Annotated in this window: 20 protein-coding genes; 14 read left to right on the top strand and 6 right to left on the bottom strand. The window is 35.1% G+C overall.

The annotated features are described in order from the left end of the window. Nucleotides 1–10 precede the first annotated feature (10 nt). Nucleotides 11–856, bottom strand: a complete 846-nt coding sequence (locus Q1A60_RS08255) for a DUF2911 domain-containing protein (RefSeq protein ID WP_299768014.1) — start codon at nucleotides 854–856, stop codon at nucleotides 11–13. A 171-nt stretch (nucleotides 857–1027) separates the two neighbouring features. On the opposite strand from Q1A60_RS08255, the gene Q1A60_RS08250 reads away from it, so the two are divergent. From Q1A60_RS08250 to Q1A60_RS08195, 12 genes are all read left to right on the top strand, one after another. Beyond that, a complete protein-coding gene (locus Q1A60_RS08250) occupies nucleotides 1028–1690 on the top strand; it encodes an MIP family channel protein (RefSeq protein ID WP_299768017.1) in 663 nt (220 codons plus the stop codon). Nucleotides 1691–1795: 105 nt separating this feature from the next. Continuing rightward, on the top strand, nucleotides 1796–2908 hold the full coding sequence (locus tag Q1A60_RS08245; RefSeq protein ID WP_299768020.1) for a Gfo/Idh/MocA family oxidoreductase: 1113 nt from the start codon (nucleotides 1796–1798) through the stop codon (nucleotides 2906–2908). 89 nt (nucleotides 2909–2997) lie between these two features. After that, complete coding sequence (locus Q1A60_RS08240) at nucleotides 2998–3483, top strand: SRPBCC family protein (protein WP_299768023.1); 486 nt, start codon at nucleotides 2998–3000, stop codon at nucleotides 3481–3483. 8 nt (nucleotides 3484–3491) lie between these two features. Then, a complete protein-coding gene (locus Q1A60_RS08235; RefSeq protein ID WP_299768025.1) occupies nucleotides 3492–4190 on the top strand; it encodes an SDR family oxidoreductase in 699 nt (232 codons plus the stop codon). 300 nt (nucleotides 4191–4490) lie between these two features. Next, nucleotides 4491–5798 (top strand): deoxyribodipyrimidine photo-lyase, encoded by a 1308-nt coding sequence (locus tag Q1A60_RS08230; protein WP_299768028.1) that lies wholly within the window; start codon nucleotides 4491–4493, stop codon nucleotides 5796–5798. A 65-nt stretch (nucleotides 5799–5863) separates the two neighbouring features. Further along, nucleotides 5864–6703 carry a DUF4886 domain-containing protein gene (locus tag Q1A60_RS08225; RefSeq protein WP_300007533.1) on the top strand — a complete coding sequence of 280 codons (840 nt, stop codon included), beginning with the start codon at nucleotides 5864–5866 and terminating at the stop codon, nucleotides 6701–6703. 16 nt (nucleotides 6704–6719) lie between these two features. Then, nucleotides 6720–7235 (top strand): signal peptidase II, encoded by a 516-nt coding sequence (lspA, locus tag Q1A60_RS08220; protein ID WP_299768034.1) that lies wholly within the window; start codon nucleotides 6720–6722, stop codon nucleotides 7233–7235. A gap of 64 nt (nucleotides 7236–7299) precedes the next feature. Beyond that, complete coding sequence (locus Q1A60_RS08215) at nucleotides 7300–7791, top strand: hypothetical protein (protein ID WP_299768037.1); 492 nt, start codon at nucleotides 7300–7302, stop codon at nucleotides 7789–7791. A gap of 206 nt (nucleotides 7792–7997) precedes the next feature. Continuing rightward, on the top strand, nucleotides 7998–9428 hold the full coding sequence (locus Q1A60_RS08210) for an amidohydrolase (RefSeq protein ID WP_299768040.1): 1431 nt from the start codon (nucleotides 7998–8000) through the stop codon (nucleotides 9426–9428). A 33-nt stretch (nucleotides 9429–9461) separates the two neighbouring features. Beyond that, nucleotides 9462–11186 carry an FG-GAP-like repeat-containing protein gene (locus tag Q1A60_RS08205; RefSeq protein WP_299768043.1) on the top strand — a complete coding sequence of 575 codons (1725 nt, stop codon included), beginning with the start codon at nucleotides 9462–9464 and terminating at the stop codon, nucleotides 11184–11186. Between the two features lie 75 nt (nucleotides 11187–11261). Continuing rightward, a complete protein-coding gene (locus tag Q1A60_RS08200; protein ID WP_299768046.1) occupies nucleotides 11262–11654 on the top strand; it encodes a VOC family protein in 393 nt (130 codons plus the stop codon). 6 nt (nucleotides 11655–11660) lie between these two features. Further along, nucleotides 11661–12155 carry a hypothetical protein gene (locus tag Q1A60_RS08195; RefSeq protein WP_299768048.1) on the top strand — a complete coding sequence of 165 codons (495 nt, stop codon included), beginning with the start codon at nucleotides 11661–11663 and terminating at the stop codon, nucleotides 12153–12155. 160 nt (nucleotides 12156–12315) lie between these two features. On the opposite strand, the gene Q1A60_RS08190 is transcribed toward Q1A60_RS08195, so the two are convergent. Together Q1A60_RS08190 and Q1A60_RS08185 are read right to left on the bottom strand one after the other, a co-directional pair. Then, the gene (locus Q1A60_RS08190; protein WP_299768053.1) at nucleotides 12316–14067 is read right to left on the bottom strand and encodes an FG-GAP-like repeat-containing protein; all 1752 of its coding nucleotides are present in this window, start codon (nucleotides 14065–14067) and stop codon (nucleotides 12316–12318) included. A 97-nt stretch (nucleotides 14068–14164) separates the two neighbouring features. Continuing rightward, on the bottom strand, nucleotides 14165–15802 hold the full coding sequence (locus tag Q1A60_RS08185) for an ABC-F family ATP-binding cassette domain-containing protein (RefSeq protein ID WP_299768056.1): 1638 nt from the start codon (nucleotides 15800–15802) through the stop codon (nucleotides 14165–14167). Between the two features lie 239 nt (nucleotides 15803–16041). Here Q1A60_RS08185 and Q1A60_RS08180 point away from each other — a divergent pair, with 239 nt between their 5' ends. Further along, nucleotides 16042–16596, top strand: a complete 555-nt coding sequence (locus Q1A60_RS08180; RefSeq protein ID WP_299768059.1) for a hypothetical protein — start codon at nucleotides 16042–16044, stop codon at nucleotides 16594–16596. Nucleotides 16597–16652: 56 nt separating this feature from the next. Here Q1A60_RS08180 and Q1A60_RS08175 read toward each other — a convergent pair whose 3' ends face one another. From Q1A60_RS08175 to Q1A60_RS08165, 3 genes are all read right to left on the bottom strand, one after another. Then, nucleotides 16653–17153: an endonuclease V gene (locus Q1A60_RS08175; protein ID WP_363322580.1), complete on the bottom strand. Its 501-nt coding sequence runs from the start codon at nucleotides 17151–17153 to the stop codon at nucleotides 16653–16655. Between the two features lie 446 nt (nucleotides 17154–17599). After that, a complete protein-coding gene (murA, locus tag Q1A60_RS08170) occupies nucleotides 17600–18913 on the bottom strand; it encodes a UDP-N-acetylglucosamine 1-carboxyvinyltransferase (RefSeq protein WP_299768063.1) in 1314 nt (437 codons plus the stop codon). Nucleotides 18914–18934: 21 nt separating this feature from the next. After that, nucleotides 18935–19576, bottom strand: a complete 642-nt coding sequence (locus tag Q1A60_RS08165; protein ID WP_299768066.1) for a DUF4290 domain-containing protein — start codon at nucleotides 19574–19576, stop codon at nucleotides 18935–18937. A gap of 863 nt (nucleotides 19577–20439) precedes the next feature. Between Q1A60_RS08165 and Q1A60_RS08160 the strand changes: the two genes are divergently transcribed. After that, entirely contained in the window at nucleotides 20440–21375 is a 936-nt protein-coding gene (locus tag Q1A60_RS08160) for a hypothetical protein (protein WP_299768069.1), read from the top strand. Nucleotides 21376–21480: the final 105 nt, after the last annotated feature.

Genomic DNA, 21480 nt, shown 5'->3' with positions numbered 1-21480 from the left:
TTATAAGGTCTTATAGTCCACCCCACTCTTTTAGTGAGTCTGTGTTTAACTTTATATAATCTGCATTATTAGAAGCTTTAGCATCTACAAGTGATGCTTTAGCTGCTTTGATTGCACCTTTCTTATCTCCTGTTTTTGCAAGAATAAGTGATTGCTGACGTAATTGCCAGAAACGTGGAGTTTCAATCATAGACATTGCTTTATCCATGTACTCTTTTGCCTTATTAATATCTTTTCCATTTTCAGCCATGTATACTGCAGCTGCGTAATAATCTCCAGCACCAGGACCTGCCATTACTTTTTCTATTTGAGCAGATACGGTCTTATCAGTTGGTACTCCAAAAGGTACTCCCACATATGAGTTTTCCCATAGGATCCCTAAGTTTGCTCCGTCACTTTTAAGATCATCAAAAGTGATTGTAAATGACTCAATATCCATAGGCATTTTTTGTACAGGTACGTTTACCATTGCAGCCACTTTTGAATCATCCCATTCTCTTGGCGCTCCACCTCCTTGATATTCTGTATAAAAATAAACTTCCCATTCAGTAGCTTGTGGCTTTGTAAAGATGGCATACGTTCCAGCTTTTAGTTCTTTACCTCCTACTGTAAAATCAGTAGAAAATGTGATCTTCGTTCTTTGGTTTGCTCCAGTTCTCCAGATTTTACCATAAGGAACAAGGTTTCCAAAAATAGTTCTTCCACGCATTGCTGGTCTTGAGTACTCTAAGCTAACTTCTGTTAACCCTACAACTTGTTCCATCTTTGCAAACGGGCTAGGTGCTGGTGTATCAATTTGAGCATATGATCCTACTGTAAATAGAGCCATTGCTGCAATAAGGAGTAATTTTTTCATAATAATTTTAGTTTTAAAAAGAGTTATATGGTTTATACGTTTTCTGTTCTAAAAAAGACTAAACATTTTCGTATTGTTAATGCATTCACAAAAATACTACTTCCCTCACCTATCAAACGTTAACAAAATCTTAATATCACAAGGCGTATCTTTGTGAAAAATGAAACATACATGAAGCGATATATCGCCGAAACAATAGGAACATTTTCAATGGTTTTTTGTGGTTGTGGAGCCATGACCATTAATGAAATTACAAATGGAGCGGTAACACATCCAGGTATTGCAATTACTTGGGGACTCATCGTCATGGGAATGATTTATGCTTTTGGAGATATTTCTGGAGCTCATTTTAACCCTGCTGTTACGGTAGCTTTTGCTTACGCGAAAAAATTCTCTTGGCGCGAAGTACCAAAGTATATTATTGCACAAATTCTAGGAGCGACACTCGCAGGAGCGATGCTTTGGTTTTTATTTCCTGAAAGTGAATTTTTAGGGAGTACAGTTCCCTCTTTTGATCATTACAAAGCATTTGTATTGGAAATTTTACTCACGTTCTTCTTAATGCTCGTTATCATAAATGTATCTACAGGATCTAAAGAAATAGGCGTTATTGCAGGAATTGCTATTGGTGGTATTGTATTACTTGAAGCTATGTTTGCTGGACCTATGACTAATGCCTCTATGAATCCTGCACGTTCTATTGGACCTGCTATCTTTTCTGGAAAATGGGAGCCTATGTGGTTATACGTGACAGCGCCATTTATAGGAGCGTTCCTCGCTGTTGTAAGTTGTAAACTTGTAAAAGATGAGCAATGCTGTGATGATGATTGTTAAAATAGTTTTCTTATAATTCATTACCGTTATGTATCTCTAATCATACCGACCTATCTTTTACAAAAGAATTACCTAACTTTCTAAAGGTTTTTAAAAGGATACGATATGAATAGAAGAACATTTAACTCAAAATTATCAAAAGCAGTAGGAGGTGTTGCTTTACTAAGTAACATTCCACTAGCATGTGCTTTCGAGTCCTCAGAAAACAAAAAAAGTTTAGGTATTGCCTTAGTTGGTCTAGGAACCTATAGTACTTATGAATTAGCTCCTTCCTTATTAGAAACCAAACATTGTCATCTTGCAGGTATCGTAACAGGTACACCTGCAAAGGAAAAGATCTGGGCTGAAAAATATAACATCCCTAAAGAGAATATATACAACTATGACAACTTTGATACCATCATAAACAATGATAGTATTGACATTGTATATGTAGTATTACCCAATGCCATGCATGCCGATTTTTGTATCCGAGCTGCCAAAGCGGGTAAACATGTGATCTGCGAAAAACCCATGGCAGTTAGTGTTGCAGAATGTCAAGCGATTATTGATGCTTGTGCAAAAGCAGACGTAAAACTAAGTGTTGGCTATCGATTACATTCAGAACCACATACGCAAGAAATACAACGCATAGTCAAAGAAAAAGAGTTTGGCAAGATTAATTTTATTACTACAGAAGCAGGATATCCCTCGTATGGAAATCCAGATCCAGACCAATGGCGATTAAATAGAGCCTTATCTGGAGGTGGTGCTCTAATGAATATGGGCGTGTATGCTATCCAAGGAGCACTTTATGGAACAGGAGAAAATCCTATCTCAGTAACCGCACAAGAATTTAGTACAAAACCCGACTATTTTAAAGATACCGATGAGACGATTACAGCACAATTTGAATTCCCAAGCGGTGCTGTAGGTTCTATATTTACGTCCCACAATGCTAGAGCAGATCGCCTATATGCCTCTTGTGATAAAGGATGGTTTGAACTCGATGTTGCCTATACCTATGGCCCATTACACGGGCGTACTTCAAAAGGAAATGAAATCACATTTCCGCATAAAAGACAACAAGCTTTACAAATGGATGACTTTGCATTACATATCACACAAGGACTTCCTAATAAAGTCCCTGGAAGTATGGGATTAAGAGATCTTAAAATTGTAGAAGCTATCTACCAATCCATCAAAGAAGGGGGTAAAAAAATAGCATTGAATTTATAATTTAAATGAATTTTAAACTTTGTTTAACCAAATACGTTTTATTATTAAACAAAATAGCAATACATTTATAGTCTATTATCAGATAGACTATGAAAATATATACATTACATGCAAAGCAAAACCTCCCTATCACTATTGATGAAGCATGGAGTTTACTTTCTGATCCTAAAAACTTAAAGACCATTACGCCCGATTATATGGGATTTGAAATCCTATCAGGAGCTGATAGACCTATGTATCCTGGCCAGATTATTCAATATATTGTAACGCCCGTATTAGGCATTAAAACCAAATGGGTGACAGAAATCACACATGTACAAGATCGCTCCTATTTTGTAGATGAACAACGCTTTGGCCCATATGCTTTATGGCATCACAAGCATTTTATAAAAGAAATTCCTGGCGGTGTAGAGATGGAAGATATTGTAGATTATAAAGTGCCTATGGGTATTTTAGGACAGCTTGTACATCCTATTTTGGTAAAGCCAAAACTCAACGAAATCTTTGAATACAGAAAAAAGAAATTAATAGAACTCTATGGAGAATTTAAAGCTCCTACCTCATCATTTAAATAGAAAAAGACATGTCAAAAAATATACTTCTTATAGGCGGTAGCCACGGAATTGGTTTTGAAATTGCTCAAAAACTACATACCCAACATACTGTATACGTTGCATCCAGAACTAATGAAAACCTAGGAAACCTAGATGTCAACTATATCCCATATGATGCAGAAAACGACGAATTAGACCTAAGCGCATTACCAGATCACATAGACGGATTTGTATATTGTCCTGGTACAATTAACCTAAAACCTTTCAAAATGCTTTCTACCGAAGTATTTAGAAGTGATATGGAACTTAACTTTTTAAGTATGGTTAAAACGGTGCATCAAATAATGAATCACCTTCAAAATTCTGAACAAGCCAGTCTTGTCTTTTTTAGTACGGTAGCAGTAAAAGTAGGAATGCCGTATCATACAAGTGTTGCTGCTGCAAAAGGAGCTATAGAAGGATTTGCAAAAGCGCTGGCGGCTGAATGTGCTCCAAAACTACGTGTCAATGTCATAGCACCTTCACTTACAGACACACCACTGGCGAAACGTCTTTTAAGTAATGATAAGAAAAAAGAGATGATGGATGCCAGGCACCCTATGAAACGTGTAGGAACTACTGAAGATATTGCCAATGTTGCTTCCTTTTTACTAAGTGATGAGAGTAGTTGGATTACTGGGCAAGTACTAGGCGTTGATGGTGGAATGAGTACGCTAAATGTAAATTAATGATGCTTGGTACGCTTTCAAGGAACATTGTGACGCAGAAGTTTATACTGAGCAAAGCCGAAGTGCGAAATATCATACTGCAACTATTGAGGCAGGTAAGCAAAAGTATATTTTGAATGTCACACTGAGCTCGTCGAAGTGTAAAGTAGAAGTGCGAAATCGAGCTTGCGAGATTCACGACCAAAGGGAGAGCGAAGCGATAAAGCATACGCTGAATGCATAAAAAAACACTAAATAAGATTTCCGTTGGAGTTTATACTGAGCAAAGTCGAAGTGCGGAAATGAAATAAGAAAAACCTAATGAAAAAAGTAACCATCTTCTGGTTTCGACGCGATTTACGATTGGATGACAATGTAGGTTTATATCATGCCTTACAATCTGATTTCCCCGTACTTCCTATCTTTATTTTTGATAAAACCATTTTAGATAAGCTTCCTAAAGACGACCCTAGAGTGACATTTATTTTTGAAACACTCCAACAGCTTCGTCAACAACTTCAAGAACAACATCAAAGCGCAATAGCATTCTATTATGACTCACCTGAAGCTGTATTTGAAAAACTATCTACAACCTATGAGGTACAAGATGTTTATACAAATCATGATTACGAACCCTATGCGTTGGAAAGAGACGAAGAGATAAAGAGTTTGCTTTCGCGAAAGCGTATACCTTTTAAAACATATAAAGATCAAGTTATTTTTGAAAAAGAGGAAATCGTAAAAAATGATGGGTTACCATATGTCGTATACACACCTTATAAAAATAAATGGAAAGAACGCTTTAACCCCGAAATAGATCTAAAAGAATACAATCCTACTCCACATTTAGGAAATCTCATACAGGATAAAGACGTACCTAATCTGACACTAAAAGATATGGGATTTGAAGAGGCAACTATCAAAGTACCTTCCTATACAGTGACAGAAGCACTTATCGAAAATTATGAAGCCACACGTAATTTTCCTGCTATAGAAAACGGAACTTCCAGACTAGGACCGCACCTACGTTTTGGCACTGTAAGTGTACGTCAAATGGTCAAAAAGGCGATTGCACAAGAAAATGAGGTCTTCTGGAGCGAACTCATATGGCGAGAATTCTTTATGCAAATTCTTTGGCATTTTCCGCTTACGAAAGACAAGGCTTTTAAACCAAAATACGATCGTATCGAATGGCGTAATAATGAAGAAGAATTTAAAAAATGGTGTACTGGTACTACAGGGTATGCCTTTGTAGATGCAGGCATGCGAGAATTGAATACCACAGGCTTTATGCATAATCGCGTACGTATGCTCGTAGCGAGTTTCTTATGTAAACATCTGCTTATTGATTGGCGATGGGGCGAAGCGTATTTTGCTGAGAAGTTATTAGATTATGATATGAGTGCCAATGTAGGCAACTGGCAATGGGCTGCTGGTTCTGGGGTAGATGCAGCTCCGTATTTTAGAATCTTTAACCCTATCACTCAGATTGATAAGTTTGACAAGCAAAAAGAGTATATCAACATGTGGGTTCCTGAACTACAAGAACTCACCTACCCACCTATGATGGTAGATCATAAAATGGCTCGCGAGCGTTGTTTAAAGGTGTATAAAGAAGCTGTGGGGTGATATTATTCTTTTAAAACTTATAAAGATTGTACTTTAGAGGTAATTAATATCCATGTTATATCTAAATGATGAAAAACATCTTGTTATTATTAACTCTACTGGTCATTACAGGTTGTCTATCTAAAAGTAAAGAAACAGCAGATGAAACATATGTCTTATTTATTGGAAATAGTTTGACATACTTTCATGAAATGCCTCAAACGGTTCAGGAAATGCTCAATGAAACAAATCCAAATATTCATATTGAGCAAATTACCTTTCCGAGTCAATCATTGTCAGGGCATTTATCAAATATCATAACCTCAAGAACAGAAAACGGAATTCGTACTAGACTCAAAGAAGAGGGAGAAAAAACAGAAACAGAAATTAAAATTGCTGAAAGAAAATGGGATGTCGTGATTTTACAAACTGGAGCTGTTAGTGTTTTAATTCCAGAAAATCGTGAATTAAAAGTAAATCCAGCCATTTCTAAAATTAAAGAATTGGTTGCTAATCCAAAATGTAAGTTTATACTTTTCAATACTTGGCCATCGATACACGAATATCCTGAACGGTATTGCTATCCATCTAGATTAATTGATACTTCTATAGAAAAGGATACATGCTGTTCACCTATTCTTCAGAGCTTAGAACAAGAATTACAAATAATTAATAATTCTTATGAGTTAGTGGCTCAAAAAAATAACCTCATCAAATCGGATAATGGAACCAAATATGTTGAAATCCTAACAAAGTATCCTAAAATCGAGCTTTACGAAGATAATAGTCACCCTAATAAATACGGAGCTTTTTTAAATGCTTGTATATTTTACCAAATGCTCACAGATAAAAAAGCCTCTGCTTTAAATTATAATGGAACTATTGAGCCCGAAACAGCAACATTATTAAAAGAAATTGCGAACTAAAACTATTGAAAGCATCATGAAAACAAATAGACTGATTAAAATATTCTTTGCTCTAGTCGTAATCGTATCTAATATAAGTTGTGATCAACTAACGAAAGAAAAAGTAAGAGAAGAAATTTCTAAAAATGAAACGATCAAGGTTATTGATGATAATTTCATTCTCACTAATGTAGAAAATACGGGAGCAGCAATGAGCTTAGGTGAAAATTTAAATCCTGGATTGAAAATTGTATTCTTGCAAGTCTTACCCTTATTAGTACTACTTCTACTCTTTCTATATATCATAAAAGAAAAAACATCTAGGTCTAATTTCATCGCTTTCTCATTCATCATTGGAGGAGGCATAGGCAATATATATGATAGAATTTTATATAACTCTGTGACAGATTTTATGTATGTAGAAGTTGGAGGTTTGCACACGGGCATTTTTAATATGGCAGATGTTTCTGTCGTTGTAGGAACTCTTTTGATCTTATTAAATTCTATACTATTTGAAATTAAAAAGAGACAACTCAAAAGAGTTAGTTTTTAATAGTATCTCTGAAGTAAGGCATTAGAATATTGAGCTCATCATCAAATCAAAATTTAGAATATTAATGACATTTGACATCATACAAACAAGTTATATAACCAACAATAAATGGTTTTCCCCATATTACCTCATTATTCTTGGGGCAGCTTTTATTCTACAGGTTTTAAAAATTTTTGACATTAATCTACCTTTTGAAAGTAAAACGTTAGAAACAGTTGCATCCATCATCATTATCTTATCTTTCATTCTTATACTATTAAATGGCGCACTTTTTACTAGAATAGGACATATCTCTTTTGAAAATGAAAAGATTATAGTCATTAAAAATGATATTCGTTCTGAATTTTCAGTATCAGATATTAATACCATAAAGATTACAGGAGGAGATAGAAAGCAGTATACTATAAAAGCGACACCGCTATTTGAAGAAATCATTGAATTAAGTCAAGATGATTTAACCCAGCTCAAAAACTTTCTAACAGAACATCACATTGACTATACACATCGTTCTATTATGAATTGGTTTAAAAATTTAGGTTTTATAAAGAATAGATGACTACTAAATATATTTATAATTTTGATAATCAGATGATCACTACAATAGAAATCATTTCTTTTAGATCCACCTGAAGAAGGAATGAGAAATTATACTTTGACATATTATTAAAAATCAATATCATTCCTGTATTGCTATGATAAAGCAATACCTAATTACTCCTAGCTTTTCCTTATCTTAGAAGCCACTATTAACTCAAGCTTCTTATGAAACACATTTACATTGTAATTTGTGCACTCTTTATCTCTTTTGGAGTCTCTGCACAGAAACTATCTAAAAACAAAAAAGCTATTATTGCTTCTGTTGAGAAACACGAGCAAGCACTTATTGAAATATCAAATAATATCTGGGCACTCGCCGAAACTGCTTTTGAAGAGACACAATCCAGTAAAATATTAGCTGATTATGCCGAGAAACAAGGATTCAATGTAGAAAGAGGTGTGGCTGGTATGCCAACCGCTTTTGTGGCTACTTATGGTTCTGGGAGTCCGGTGATTAGTGTACTCGGAGAATTTGATGCCTTACCTGGGATTTCTCAAAAAGCACAACCTACTAAAGAAGCACTGAATGACGGTGCGGCAGGTCACGGTTGCGGACATAATCTTTTTGGTGCGGGAAGTCTTGGTGCTGCCATTGCGATTAAAGAATTAATCGAAGCAGGAAAAATCAAAGGAACTGTAAAATTTATGGGAACCCCATCGGAAGAAAAATTCTTTGGAAAGATATGGATGGTTCGCGAAGGAGTTTGGGACGGTGTAGATGCTAATGTTTCTTGGCACCCATCTGCATCTACAAAAGCAGATGTGCAAAGTTCACTTGCGCTTGTAGATTTTAAAATAGAATTTTATGGACAGGCAGCACACGCCAGTGCCGATCCTTGGAATGGTCGTAGTGCTTCTGATGCCTTAGAATTATATACTACTGGAATTAATTACTATAGAGAACATGTAAAGCCTACCGTTCGTATGCACTATCACATTCAAGATGGAGGTCAGGTAGTCAATGTCGTACCTGATTATGCTCGTTTATGGATGCGTGTACGTGACACTAAACGTGAAGGGATGATGCCTGTATATGAACGTGTTCAAAAAATGGCAGAAGGTGCAGCGATTATGGCCAATGTAGATTATAAAGTATCCCTTATTTCTGGTATTTATGAAGTACTTGTCAATAGATCTGGTGGAGAAGCCATGCAAAAGAACTTAGAATTATTAGGACCTATTACATATACACCAGAGGAAGAAGCTTTCGGAAAAAAGATACAAGAAGTCACTGGAAAGCCTCAAGTTGGAATGGATAGTGACATCAATCCACTCGAAGCGACTAAAGAACATCCCGGTGGCGGAAGTACGGATGTAGGTGATGTAAGTTGGAATGTGCCTAATATTAATTTAGGCGTAACCACAGCTCCTAAAGACACTCCGTGGCACTCATGGGCAGTCGTTGCTTGTGGCGGTATGTCTATTGGACATAAAGGAATGGCATACGCTAGTAAAGCGATGGGAATGACCATGCTTGATCTCTTTGAAGACCCTACATTATTACAAAATGTAAAAGACGAATATAAAGAACGTAAAGGAGATGCTGTATATGAAGCCATCGTTCCTTCAGGACCACCACCAATCAATGGAAATTAACAATCAAATAAACTATCTATTAAATCCTATACTATGAAAAGAAAATTATGTTCGCTGGCAGCAATTATTTTGGTGTCCGCTTTCGCGAAAGCGCAAATAACTTTTACAGAATCTACTAGTATTCTTGAAAACACAACCTTATCTAGTGGCGTTGCTATGGCCGTTACAGATTTGAATAATGATAGACTTGATGATATTATCAGAATTGATGATGGAATTAATCTTCAAATAGAATACCAACAAGCTGACGGGACCTATCAAAGGGTACAAGTTGGGAATGTTGCGAGTCCTTGGGGAATTTCTATTGCCGATGTAGATGAAAACGGATTCAATGACATTATTGTTGGCGGTGCTTATGACGGATTAAGACTACTTACCGCAAATGATGATGGTACCGATTTTTCTTTATCCACACTTGGAGGTCCAAATATCTTTGTACAAAACACCAATTTTGTAGACATCAATAACGATGGAGCTATTGATTATTTTGCATGTCATGATGATGGTATTTCTTCTCCTTATGAAAATGATGGAAATGGAAATTTCACATACAACCTAGATATGATTAATGCAGTGAGTGCCGGTGAATCTGATAATTCAGGAAACTACGGTTCTATCTGGACAGATTATGATAATGATGGAGATTTAGATCTCTTTATATCTAAATGTAGAATACAAGCACAAGGAGATCCAACAGATCCGCGTCGTTTAAATGTATTATATCAAAATGATGGATCAAATAACTTTACAGAAGTAGCTGAAACAGCAGGTTTACGTCCCATGGCACAAACATGGGCCACCAATTTTGAAGATATTGATAATGATGGTGATTTTGATGTGGTGATGGTAAATCACTACACAAGAAGTCAGATTTATGAGAATAATGGTGATGGTACATTTACAGATATCACGACAACATCTGGCGTTGCACCAGCAATGGATGCATTAGGTTTTGGGATTCAAGTAGCCATGGAAGATTTTAATAATGATACATTTATTGATGTTGTCTTAACAACTACAGATGGCACACATCAATTATTATTAAATGATGGAGATTTAACATTTACTGCTGTTTCAAACCCATTTCCAAATGCTAACGATCAAATACAAAGTGCTGCCGTAGGAGATTTGAATAATGACGGTTTTGTTGATTTGATTGCTGGATATGCAAATGGATTTAATAACCCATCTGGTGTAGCAGATCAAGTATTTATGAATGATGGAAATGATAATAACTGGATCAAAATAGCATTAGAAGGTGTTGAGAGTAATAGTAATGGTATTGGCGCTCGTGTAGAAATAGAAGGACTATGGGGGTCGCAAGTACGTGAAGTACGTGCAGGTGAAAGCTACGGTACTCAAAACTCACTAATCACTCATTTTGGATTAGGGACTGCAGATGAGATAGAAACAATTACTGTGACTTGGCCATCAGGAACTGTAGACACTGCTGAAAATATAAACGGTAATATCACAATCACCGTTAGAGAAGGTGAAGGTGTATTAGGACTTGAGGATGTAACAGACGCTTCTGGAGTATCTGGTTTATTCCCTAACCCAGCAACAACACAAATAAGTTTTACGACCACTCCTAATATACAAGTAAATACTATTTACGTATACGATATATTAGGACAAAAAGTACGTACACAAAACATACAAGCAACAGGAATACAATCTATAGATATATCAAATCTTACCGCCGGCGTATACTTTGTTTCTATAGGAGATACTGTTCAAAAATTTATCAAAAAATAAATGAATAAAATATATCTTTTCATCTTGCTCATAAGCTGTACAGCTACATCTTATGGGCAAGAAAAAAATAGCGATATGAAATTTTCTATTGATCATTATGCTATTAATGTTACTGATTTACAACGTAGCGTTGATTTTTACCAGTCTGTATTTGGACTCAAAGAAATTTATAACGGGACACAACTCGACCATATTAAATGGTTTCGATTAGGTGAGCAACAAGAGTTACATATTATCAGTGTAGAGAAACTCCAATTGCAAATTCCTAAAGGAGTCCATATTGCATTAACGACAGCAAATCTATCTGTATTTATTAATCATTTAAATACCTTAGAAATTCCCTATTACGACTGGCCAGGAAAAAAAGGAGCGGTTTCTATACGACCTGATACTATAGAACAGATATATATTCAAGATCCAGATGGATATTGGGTAGAAATCAATGATGGAGAAAAACGTTTTAAATAATCAGTAATGCAACAACAGCCAGCTACAAACTTCAAAGCATTTTTAAGAACATTATCTATAATTCATCTAGCTATGATGAGTGGCCTTCTTATTTTTTCTGTTTTTATAATTACTACATCAAAAGAAATGGGAACACTATCATTTACACAACAACCTTTTGAATTTTTGATTCCAGCTTTACTTATTGGAGCTGTCTTTATAGGCAATTTCATTTCTAAAACTATCCTTAGTAAAGTCAATAAAGATCAATCATTACAGCAAAAACTAGGGATATATCAGACAGCACATATTATTCGTATTGCTCCTGTTGAAGGAATTGGTCTTTTTGCAGCTGTTACATACTCGGGTTCTAAGAACCTACTCTTTCTACTCATTGCAGTACTCGCTTTACTTATTTTATTTACACTGATTCCTACAAAAGAAAAAATAGAAAGTGCCATTCCTATAAACTCAGAAGATCAAGTTTATTTACGAAATACAGAGAAACCTTTTGAATCATAAATAAAAAAGAGGCTGTCTAAAAAGATATAATTTTCGTCAAACTGAACATGTCTCCGTTTCTCATTAGATTGACAACTAATTTGATAAGGTCCTGAAATGAATTCAGAATGACGTATTAAATTCCTTTTTAGACAGTCTCTTTTATTTTTTTATTCTTCTTTTACTTAATGATCACCTTTAAAGATTCGATACTATTTTGAGTTTCAACGTTAAGGATATAGAATCCTGAAGATACATTTTGTACTTGAAGTTGTCCCGTATCTCCATTAATTGTAGATTTTACAACTTCTTTTCCTGTTGTATCGTACAGAGTAAGGTCTCCTTCTATTGCATTTTTACTTTTAAAGAATAAGATACCGTTAGCATCTACTGGATTCGGGAACACATTAAAATCATTAGTAATGGAAGTTTCTGCTACACTCAAGAGTTCTTCTCCTTCTATAATTGTCAGAGATACGTTAGCCTCTATATTTTCATGATAATCTACCTGTCCGCTTAACCAAGTAACTTCTATAAAATCTACGGTCGTAGCGTCACCAAGTCCAAAAAATTCATAGGCACTATTTTGTCCTAAATACCCTTCTCCACAAAGTGTATAGTGATACTGCTCTTCTCCATTAATACCTATTCGAATCCAAGAGCCTATTCCCATGCGGTTACTTTCTGTTCCTTCTAATTTAACTTTAAGCCAGTTATTATCTTGAGGCGTTTCATTTTTCCATAGATATATCTCTTCAAAGCCATTATTCATTACAATAATTTCTGGGTATCCATCATTATCTATATCTCCCAATGCATTTGAATAACTACTACCAACATCTCCTTCAAATCCAGCTGTTTCTGGAATCAAAAATGTGTCATCACCTTGATTTTCATAAAAAGCAGCTTCTAGAAATTCACTCTGGTCACTTATGTTCCCACTAACATATAAATCATGATCTGTATCATTGTCTGCATCTAGAAATACAGCACCCCAGCCAATACTATCAAATCGGGTTCCATTTTCTTCGGCAATATTGGTAAAAGTACCATCACCATTATTACGCAAAAAAGCATTACCAACAACACCACCTTCAGCCTCTGGTGGGTAGAAATTAGTTACATAGATATCTAACCAACCATCATTATTATAATCATCTATGGTCGTAGACATAGCTCCCATATAGACTCCTGTCCCCGTAGTTTCACCTACACTTTCAAAAGTCCCATCTCCGTTATTATGATACAATAAGTTAGGTGTAGAAAACTTATCATTGGCTACATAGATATCTTGAAAACCATCTTTGTCATAGTCAAAAAAGGCAGCACAAAACGATAAGAAACCTTCAAGATCTAGGCCAGCTTCTACCGTTACATCTGTAAATGTACCGTCTCCATTATTTCTATATAACTGATTATAATCTATCTGATTAGGGTCTCTTATACTTAAGAATATGTCTAAAAAACCATCATTATTATAATCTCCCCATGATGCTCCAAAAAAATCAAAAACAGTTCCTGGAATACCACTTTCTTCACTCACTTCTACATACACCCCATCACCATCATTACGAAATAAGCGACATTTACTTTGATCACTCGCTGAGAAAAAATCTGCATCCCCGTCATTATCATAGTCTACCCAAATCACTTGTTTTGCTTGTTCTCCACCATTTGAAATATCTAAATCGTCAACGACAAAGTAGCCTCCTTCATTTTTTAGAAATATATGATCCCCACCATTTGCAGCTGCTAATGTAATATCATCTAAACCATCATCATTATAATCATAAAAAGAAATACCGACACCTAACGTATATCCTTCAAATTGAATATTTGCGCCAAGAGCTTCAGATTGATTTTCAAAATAAGACTGTCCGAATGTATTATAACAGCAAACTAAGCCTATAAAAAAGAGTAATTTTTCCCCCATATCTCGATTTTTAGACTAGTAATGTACTAAATTATCTTTACATCAAGAGTGTGTATTTTTATAAAAGCTTAGATACAACGGCTATCTAATCAGGCTATCAAGCCATTAGATTAATTTGCTTAAGGTTTTCAATACGATTACGTTGTAAGAAATCATCGATGGTTTCAAAGTGTTCGATCACGCGCTTTTCTTTAAACTCAAATACCTTCTTAGAAAGTCCGCGTAAGAAATCGCGATCGTGAGACACCAAGATTAAGGTGCCATCAAAATTCTGTAATGCCTCCTTAAGAACATCTTTAGATTTTATATCAAGATGGTTTGTAGGCTCATCTAATATTAATAGGTTCACAGGTTCTAATAAGAGTTTTACCATCGCCAGACGTGTTTTTTCTCCTCCGGACAAGACACTTACTTTCTTGTCAATATCATCACCTGCAAACATAAAACGTCCTAAGATATTTTTAATCTGCGTACGCACATCTCCTTTTGCAACCTCATCTACTGTTTGAAAGATGGTTAAGTCTGGATCTAGTAATGCTGCTTGGTTTTGTGCAAAGTAGCCTACTTTTACATTATGACCTAACTCACAAGATCCTTCATAATCAATCTCACCAAGGATTGATTTAATCATCGTAGACTTCCCTTCTCCATTACGACCCACAAAGGATACTTTTTCGCCTCGAGCGATAGACATATTGGCATCTTTAAACACCACATGATCATCATATGCTTTTGTTAAGTCTTCCACCTTTACAGGATAATCCCCAGAACGCATCGCTGGCGGGAATCGAAGTTTTAAAGAAGAAGTATCTATTTCATCAATCTCTATAATTTCAAGCTTTTCAAGCATACGTTCTCGTGAAGACACTTGATTTGTTTTAGAATAGGTTCCTTTAAAACGTTCTATAAACGCTCTATTATCAGCAATAAATTTTTGCTGTTCCTGATACGCTTTTATTTGATGTGTACGACGATCTGCGCGTAATTCTAAATAATGAGAATAGTTCGCTTTATAATCATAAATACGTCCCATCGTTACTTCAATAGTACGATTGGTAATGTTATCAATAAATGCTTTATCGTGAGAAATCACAATAACAGCTTTTGCTTTATTCAATAAGAAGTCTTCTAACCAAATCACAGATTCGATATCTACGTGATTGGTAGGCTCATCTAGCAAAATAAGATCTGGCTTTTGAAGTAAGATTTTAGCCAGTTCGATACGCATACGCCATCCTCCACTAAATTCGCTAGTAGGTCTATTAAAATCACTTCTTTTAAATCCCAATCCTTTGAGTGCCTTTTCTACCTCTTCCTCATAATTGGTATCTTCTATTGCATAAAACTTCTCACCAAGATCAGACACCTTTGTAATGATATCCATGTAGGCATCAGATTCATAATCGGTACGTGTTTCCAACTCTTTATTCAACCGATCCATTTCTGCCTTCATCTCAAATACATGCGCAAACGCTTTAGAGGCCTCTTCCATGACCGTAGAATCGTCATCGGTAAGTAGGTGTTGTGGTAAATACGCAATGACAGCATCTTTAGGGGTACGAACATTTCCGCGAGTGGCTTTTTGAACACCTGCAATAATCTTCATCATGGTAGACTTTCCAGCGCCATTTTTCCCCATTAAGGCTATCTTATCTTGCTCATTAATAGAAAAGGATACATTACTAAACAACGTATCTCCACTAAATTCTACGGCTAAATTATCTACTGCAATCATTGGTTTATTTTGAGGGTGCAAAAATAAGTAAAAAGAGTATCACTTTATCTTGAATATTTTATCACATTTCTTTTACAAAAGAACAATCAATTTAAATACTAAAACACACAAAATCAATGAATTCATATAGAAAAAAGGGGCTTTTACCTGTCTTCTCCTACAAGGCCTTAAACTAATTTTGACCCATTCAATAGAATAACTATTGATCTATAAATAATATAAACTTTAATTCAATTTGTATGAAAACCATCACATTAACCATCGTATTATTTTTGTCTTTTACCCTTGTAGGAAATGCGCAAAAAAACAAATCACAAGCTGTCAATAAAACATTGAGCTTTATTCTTTCTGATTATGCAAAACTAAATCAAGTAAAAGCAGTTGCTCTAAAAGAGTATCAAAAGTATTTATCTAAGAAAAAACTGAATGCAAAAGGAATGAAAATTAAAAAGGTAGTTGCACTTAATTATCTAACAAAAAAAGGTGAGAAAAATACTATTTACCTGATTCAAACTGCAAAAGGTCTTTCATTTAGTGGCCCTTCTTGTAATTTTAACAATGGTATATTTGGAGGAAATTATGAAAACCAATGTGACACTTCTGGAGATGAAGGAGATTGTGAAGTAATTACAGATACTTGTAATTTAGAAGACTGCACGGTATTCTGCGTTGTATCAAGTACTTGTGATGGAAGTAATGAATCCAATCCAAACTGTTGTGAGGGACAAACATGTACTGATGGCGATAGTCTTATAAGTAACCTAATGGATCCTTTAGAAGTCTTAATGGGGTAATTAATTTCTAAAACAAATATGGATAATGAGAAGTGTATGCATATGCTTCTCATTTTTTATTCCCTCCCTAACCGATCTACTTCTTTTAATAAAGTCGGAAAACGATAGTCTCCATGCATGTCTTGAATATGAGATGCTGCTTTTTGAAGTGAGATTCCTTTTGCAGTAATATATAGTGGTTTTTTACTATCCCCTCGAAGGACAGGCATTTTTAAGGTGTCTATTTTTGCAAAGTTATTCTTAGCAACCCCAATAATTGGAATTTGTTCATCTAAAGCTTCATATAAGTAGCCGCCGAGACCTAGTGCGCCTTTATCATCCAGCACAACAAAACCATCAATGATTATAAGGTTGATTGTAGTGAGATCGACTTGTTTTAAAAGACTTAGAATACAAGGCAGTTCTCTTTTATAAAATGATCCGGACTCATAGGCAGCAATGCCTGTAATTATTTCTGAATATACCTGCGTAGGTACTTCATCTGCCCAATGCTCAAACTGAACAGCAACAGTCTTTGCCTTGTCGTCAAAATAATGGGTATCAAAAGCAAGAATCATAGAATTGGGTGATTGTATTTTTAGTTCAAAACTTTCAATCGACTGTCATTCTTAATCGTTAATCGTTAATCGTTAATCGTTAATTAAAATACTTCAAAAATCTTAAATCGACAATCAGTAATCTCCAATTTTATAGATCAATATTTAAAAATAGAGTACTACTCTAAATTAGAGTGTTACTCTATTTTGAGGTTTCTATTTTATACGCTTTATCGCTTCGCTCTCCCTAGGGTCGTGAATCTCACTGGTTCGATTTCGCGAACCTGCCTGCCGGCAGGCAGGAGCGTATACAGAATTTATATAATAAAAAGCATTAAGTTTCCCCTCATCCTAGCCTTCTCCCAAAGGAGGAGGAATTGTTATTAGGGAACTATATTCTCAAAATAGAGTAGTATTCTATTTTAAGTCTATGCTATATTTTCTATGTTCTTTTATCTTTTGGGAAACTATGCTGTTCTGATAATCTTTGCACCAATCGCACGAAGGCGTTCGTCTATATTTTCATATCCTCGGTCAATTTGCTCGATATTATGAATGATAGACGTTCCTTTAGCACTCAAAGCGGCAATAAGCAAGGAGATTCCAGCACGTATATCTGGAGACACCATTGTGGTTGCTTTAAGCGTTGACTTGAAGTCATGTCCTATAATTGTAGCACGATGCGGATCACATAAAATAATTTTGGCACCCATGTCTATTAGTTTATCTGTAAAGAACAGACGACTTTCAAACATCTTTTGATGTACCATTACTTCGCCTCTAGCTTGTGTGGCAACTACCAAAACGATACTCAATAAATCAGGTGTAAATCCTGGCCAAGGCGCATCTGCAATGGTCATAAAAGAACCATCGATATAACTTTCTATTTGGTAGCCTTCTGTATGCGCAGGGATATAAATATCATCGCCTTTGCGTTCAAGCGTAATTCCTAATTTTCTAAAGGTATTTGGAATCACACCTAAATCATCCCAGCTTACATTTTTAATAGTGATTTCACTTTTAGTCATGGCGGCAAGTCCGATCCAAGAACCAATCTCAATCATATCAGGTAAAATACGATGCTCACAACCCCCTAGGGATTCAACACCTTCTATATGAAGCATGTTTGATCCTACGCCCGTAATCTTTGCACCCATGCTATTGAGCATTTTACAAAGTTGCTGTAAATAGGGTTCACAAGCTGCATTATAAATCGTTGTCTTTCCTTTAGCAAGTACGGCAGCCATTACAATATTTGCCGTTCCTGTAACCGATGCTTCATCCAGAAGCATATACGTACCTGTAAGACCATCTGGTGCTTCTACACCATAGAAACGCTCTTCTTTATTGTATCTAAAATCAGCGCCTAGTTTGATAAATCCTTCAAAGTGGGTATCTAATCGGCGGCGACCGATTTTATCACCTCCGGGACGCGGAATGTATCCTTTTCCGAATCGAGCTAATAATGGTCCCACGATCATAATAGATCCACGTAAGCCACTTCCTTCTTCTTTAAAAAGTTCACTTTCTAAATAATCTAATTGAAGGGCATCACTTTTAAACGTATAGGAACCTTTTCCAAGTTTTTGAATTTTCACACCTAAATTCCCTAAGATATGGATCAGTTTATTGACATCTCTGATATCAGGAATATTAGTAATAGTTACTTTCTCGGGAGTTAATAATACAGCACATAAAATTTGTAATGCTTCGTTTTTTGCTCCTTGTGGTTGGATTTCACCTTTAAGTTGATGTCCTCCTTCTATTTGAAATGTACCCATGTAATGCTATAAAGAAAGGTGTTAGTATCGTTTTTTACGACCGTAATTTTTAGATTTTTTAACCGGATGATCTGCTGCTTTTGCTTTTTTAGTCGCTCTGATTAGTTTTTCAGACTCACGTAAGGTTTCATCCTTTTCGCGAAGATTAATGTCTCCTTTGCTCAACTCAAAAAGATGATCAAAAATCACATCATCTTCTACGGTATCTTTATTCCAATTAAGGAAACACTTCTTCATGTGATTTGCGATGGTATACTCTAAGGCATCACGCATTTCTCCTTTTTCCCATCCTACAGCAACATCAATCATACGTTTGATGTTATTACCATAAAATCGGTATTTAGGAAAGTTTTGAGGATACCCTAATGGCTCAGGGCGCTCAGCAAGCTCTTCTCTAGAAGGTTTTCCAAAAGGAGAATCTACATCTAGTTGGAAATCAGACATAATAAATAACTGATCCCAAAGCTTATGTTGAAAATCTGGCACATCTCTTAAATGCGGCTGTAAATTACCCATCACAGATATAATAGCCTTTGCCATATTATTACGTTCTTCTCTATCTTCTATCTCTGTCACTTGGTCTACCATCTTTTGAATATGGCGTCCATATTCTGGAATGATCAAGTGATCTCTCTCTGTATTGTATTCTAATTGATCTATCAACTGTAAAAAATTAAGTGAAGTTTGTTTACTATATATAAACAGTTGCAAAATACTAAAAATTGTGCAAACTCTAGTTTAAATTTATTTTGACTTTTTAATATGTTTTAAAATCTAGCTATTAGCTGTTAGTCTTTAGCTATTAGTTACCTGTACTTAGCTGATTTAAGTTAATCCCTTTAAAATTCAAAAATCAGCAATCATTTTTAGTCGGTAGTCCTTAGCTATTGGTCTTTAGCTATTAGTTACCTGTATTTAGCTGATTTAAGTTAATCCCTTTAAAATTCAAAAATCAACAATCACTTTTTAGTCGGTAGTTATTAGTCTTTAGCTATTAGTTCTTAGACTTTACAATCTGTACGGTTGTTCGTTTTAAAATTCAAAAATCAACAATCAACAATCAACAATCAACAATCAACAATCGTTAATCTCCAATCATTCATCTCCAATCATTCGATAGTCGATAGCTTTTAGTCATTAGCTCTTATTAGATCGTATAAAGTTGGTAAAAATCTATATTCTATATTCTTTTCTCTTTTCTCTTTTTTCTTTTTTCCGCTCCTACCTTCCTGCAGGCAGGTTCGCGAAAATATATAGAGCACCATTTTAAACGTGTTTACGGGTTTCCGTAAGGTGGAGTGTTTTGGAATGGGTAGTTTTCATTCTAATTACAAACGTTTATACGTATTTGAATTGGTTTGTATACGGTAGCGAGTACAACTTAAAGGCACACAAAACATCTAAATTACAACGAATTACAGCTGCATTTTTTAAAAATTAAATTACATTTGGAAGAAAATAATCTAACTATAGCGCTATCGTATAGGGAATGATATATACTAGTTACCAGTAAGCTGAAGAAAGAAATGAAAATATTCACTGAAAGATCGAGTAAATTTTTAATTTGGACAGGAATTACCCTAATTATTTTGGCTTTAATTTCTTTTCAATTCGGCGAAAAATTATTTGATTTTTCGAACCAGATTAAATCAGATAAAGTTGGACAATTAGGAGATTTTATTGGTGGTGTAATTGGTTCTATATGGGCCCTCGCTGGGGTAATCCTCTTTTATGCGGCACTGAACAAACAATCAGAAGCTCTAGAAGATCAAAAAGCGGCGACTACAGCAGCAATTAAGTCATTAAACATTCAATCAACCGAACTACAACTTCAACGAGAAGAGCTTTCAGCAACAAGAAAAGAGTTTTTAATGAATAGAACAACTAATATAGTTTTCCATCAGCTAGAACGTTTTGAAAAAAGTATTAAAGAATTATCCTTGAGTAGGTCGACAGGAACAATAGTGGAAGGAAGCGAAGCCATATATTATTTGGATGAAACCATTGAAAAAGTACATCCAGGAACTTACACCGATGATAAAGAATATAAAGCTGAGTTAAAACAAGCGACAATCAAAAATTTAAAAATTTACACCAGAAATATTTCTAGTCTAGAGACCTTCTCCAACGGTATATATAATTCAACAGAGGTTATAAAAAGACTTATTTTTAAAACAAATCTTGAAATTCAAGAAATCAACGACATTAAAAATTTGTTCTTTGTAAACATCGGATTTGTTACAATGGGAGTAATTGAACAAATATCAGATGATTTAAATAACAAATTAACATATCTGAAAGGGCAAGATTATATAGCTAATGATCTTTTTGTGAGTGACTTAATTAATTCCGAAATCTTCTTAAGTTCTATCAAGGAGTTTTATAACCTCAGTCTAACAGAAACCAACTTTGAAGAGGAAAAGAAGAAGTGGATTAGTAACCAAGGAAGTCACTTTAGATAGTAATCGCCAGCAGGTAACAGGGTATATAGCACATTGCCAGAATTTGGCTAACTTTAAAATCTCCCCAACAAATAAAACTCAGTCACGACTTAATTATATGAACTA

It is taken from the genome of uncultured Dokdonia sp. (genome assembly GCF_947492535.1).
In the GTDB taxonomy this organism is placed as follows: Bacteria; Bacteroidota; Bacteroidia; order Flavobacteriales; family Flavobacteriaceae; genus Dokdonia.
This window is presented reverse-complemented; position numbering and strand designations above follow the sequence as displayed.

Bases quoted from the DNA above. Each gene is read 5' to 3' on its own strand.
- Q1A60_RS08255 (WP_299768014.1), bottom strand. From the start codon at position 856: ATGAAAAAATTACTCCTTATTGCAGCAATGGCTCTATTTACAGTAGGA.
- Q1A60_RS08250 (WP_299768017.1), top strand. From the start codon at position 1,028: ATGAAGCGATATATCGCCGAAACAATAGGAACATTTTCAATGGTTTTT.
- Q1A60_RS08245 (WP_299768020.1), top strand. From the start codon at position 1,796: ATGAATAGAAGAACATTTAACTCAAAATTATCAAAAGCAGTAGGAGGT.
- Q1A60_RS08240 (WP_299768023.1), top strand. From the start codon at position 2,998: ATGAAAATATATACATTACATGCAAAGCAAAACCTCCCTATCACTATT.
- Q1A60_RS08235 (WP_299768025.1), top strand. From the start codon at position 3,492: ATGTCAAAAAATATACTTCTTATAGGCGGTAGCCACGGAATTGGTTTT.
- Q1A60_RS08230 (WP_299768028.1), top strand. From the start codon at position 4,491: ATGAAAAAAGTAACCATCTTCTGGTTTCGACGCGATTTACGATTGGAT.
- Q1A60_RS08225 (WP_300007533.1), top strand. From the start codon at position 5,864: ATGATGAAAAACATCTTGTTATTATTAACTCTACTGGTCATTACAGGT.
- lspA (WP_299768034.1), top strand. From the start codon at position 6,720: ATGAAAACAAATAGACTGATTAAAATATTCTTTGCTCTAGTCGTAATC.
- Q1A60_RS08215 (WP_299768037.1), top strand. From the start codon at position 7,300: ATGACATTTGACATCATACAAACAAGTTATATAACCAACAATAAATGG.
- Q1A60_RS08210 (WP_299768040.1), top strand. From the start codon at position 7,998: ATGAAACACATTTACATTGTAATTTGTGCACTCTTTATCTCTTTTGGA.
- Q1A60_RS08205 (WP_299768043.1), top strand. From the start codon at position 9,462: ATGAAAAGAAAATTATGTTCGCTGGCAGCAATTATTTTGGTGTCCGCT.
- Q1A60_RS08200 (WP_299768046.1), top strand. From the start codon at position 11,262: ATGAAATTTTCTATTGATCATTATGCTATTAATGTTACTGATTTACAA.
- Q1A60_RS08195 (WP_299768048.1), top strand. From the start codon at position 11,661: ATGCAACAACAGCCAGCTACAAACTTCAAAGCATTTTTAAGAACATTA.
- Q1A60_RS08190 (WP_299768053.1), bottom strand. From the start codon at position 14,067: ATGGGGGAAAAATTACTCTTTTTTATAGGCTTAGTTTGCTGTTATAAT.
- Q1A60_RS08185 (WP_299768056.1), bottom strand. From the start codon at position 15,802: ATGATTGCAGTAGATAATTTAGCCGTAGAATTTAGTGGAGATACGTTG.
- Q1A60_RS08180 (WP_299768059.1), top strand. From the start codon at position 16,042: ATGAAAACCATCACATTAACCATCGTATTATTTTTGTCTTTTACCCTT.
- Q1A60_RS08175 (WP_363322580.1), bottom strand. From the start codon at position 17,153: ATGATTCTTGCTTTTGATACCCATTATTTTGACGACAAGGCAAAGACT.
- murA (WP_299768063.1), bottom strand. From the start codon at position 18,913: ATGGGTACATTTCAAATAGAAGGAGGACATCAACTTAAAGGTGAAATC.
- Q1A60_RS08160 (WP_299768069.1), top strand. From the start codon at position 20,440: ATGAAAATATTCACTGAAAGATCGAGTAAATTTTTAATTTGGACAGGA.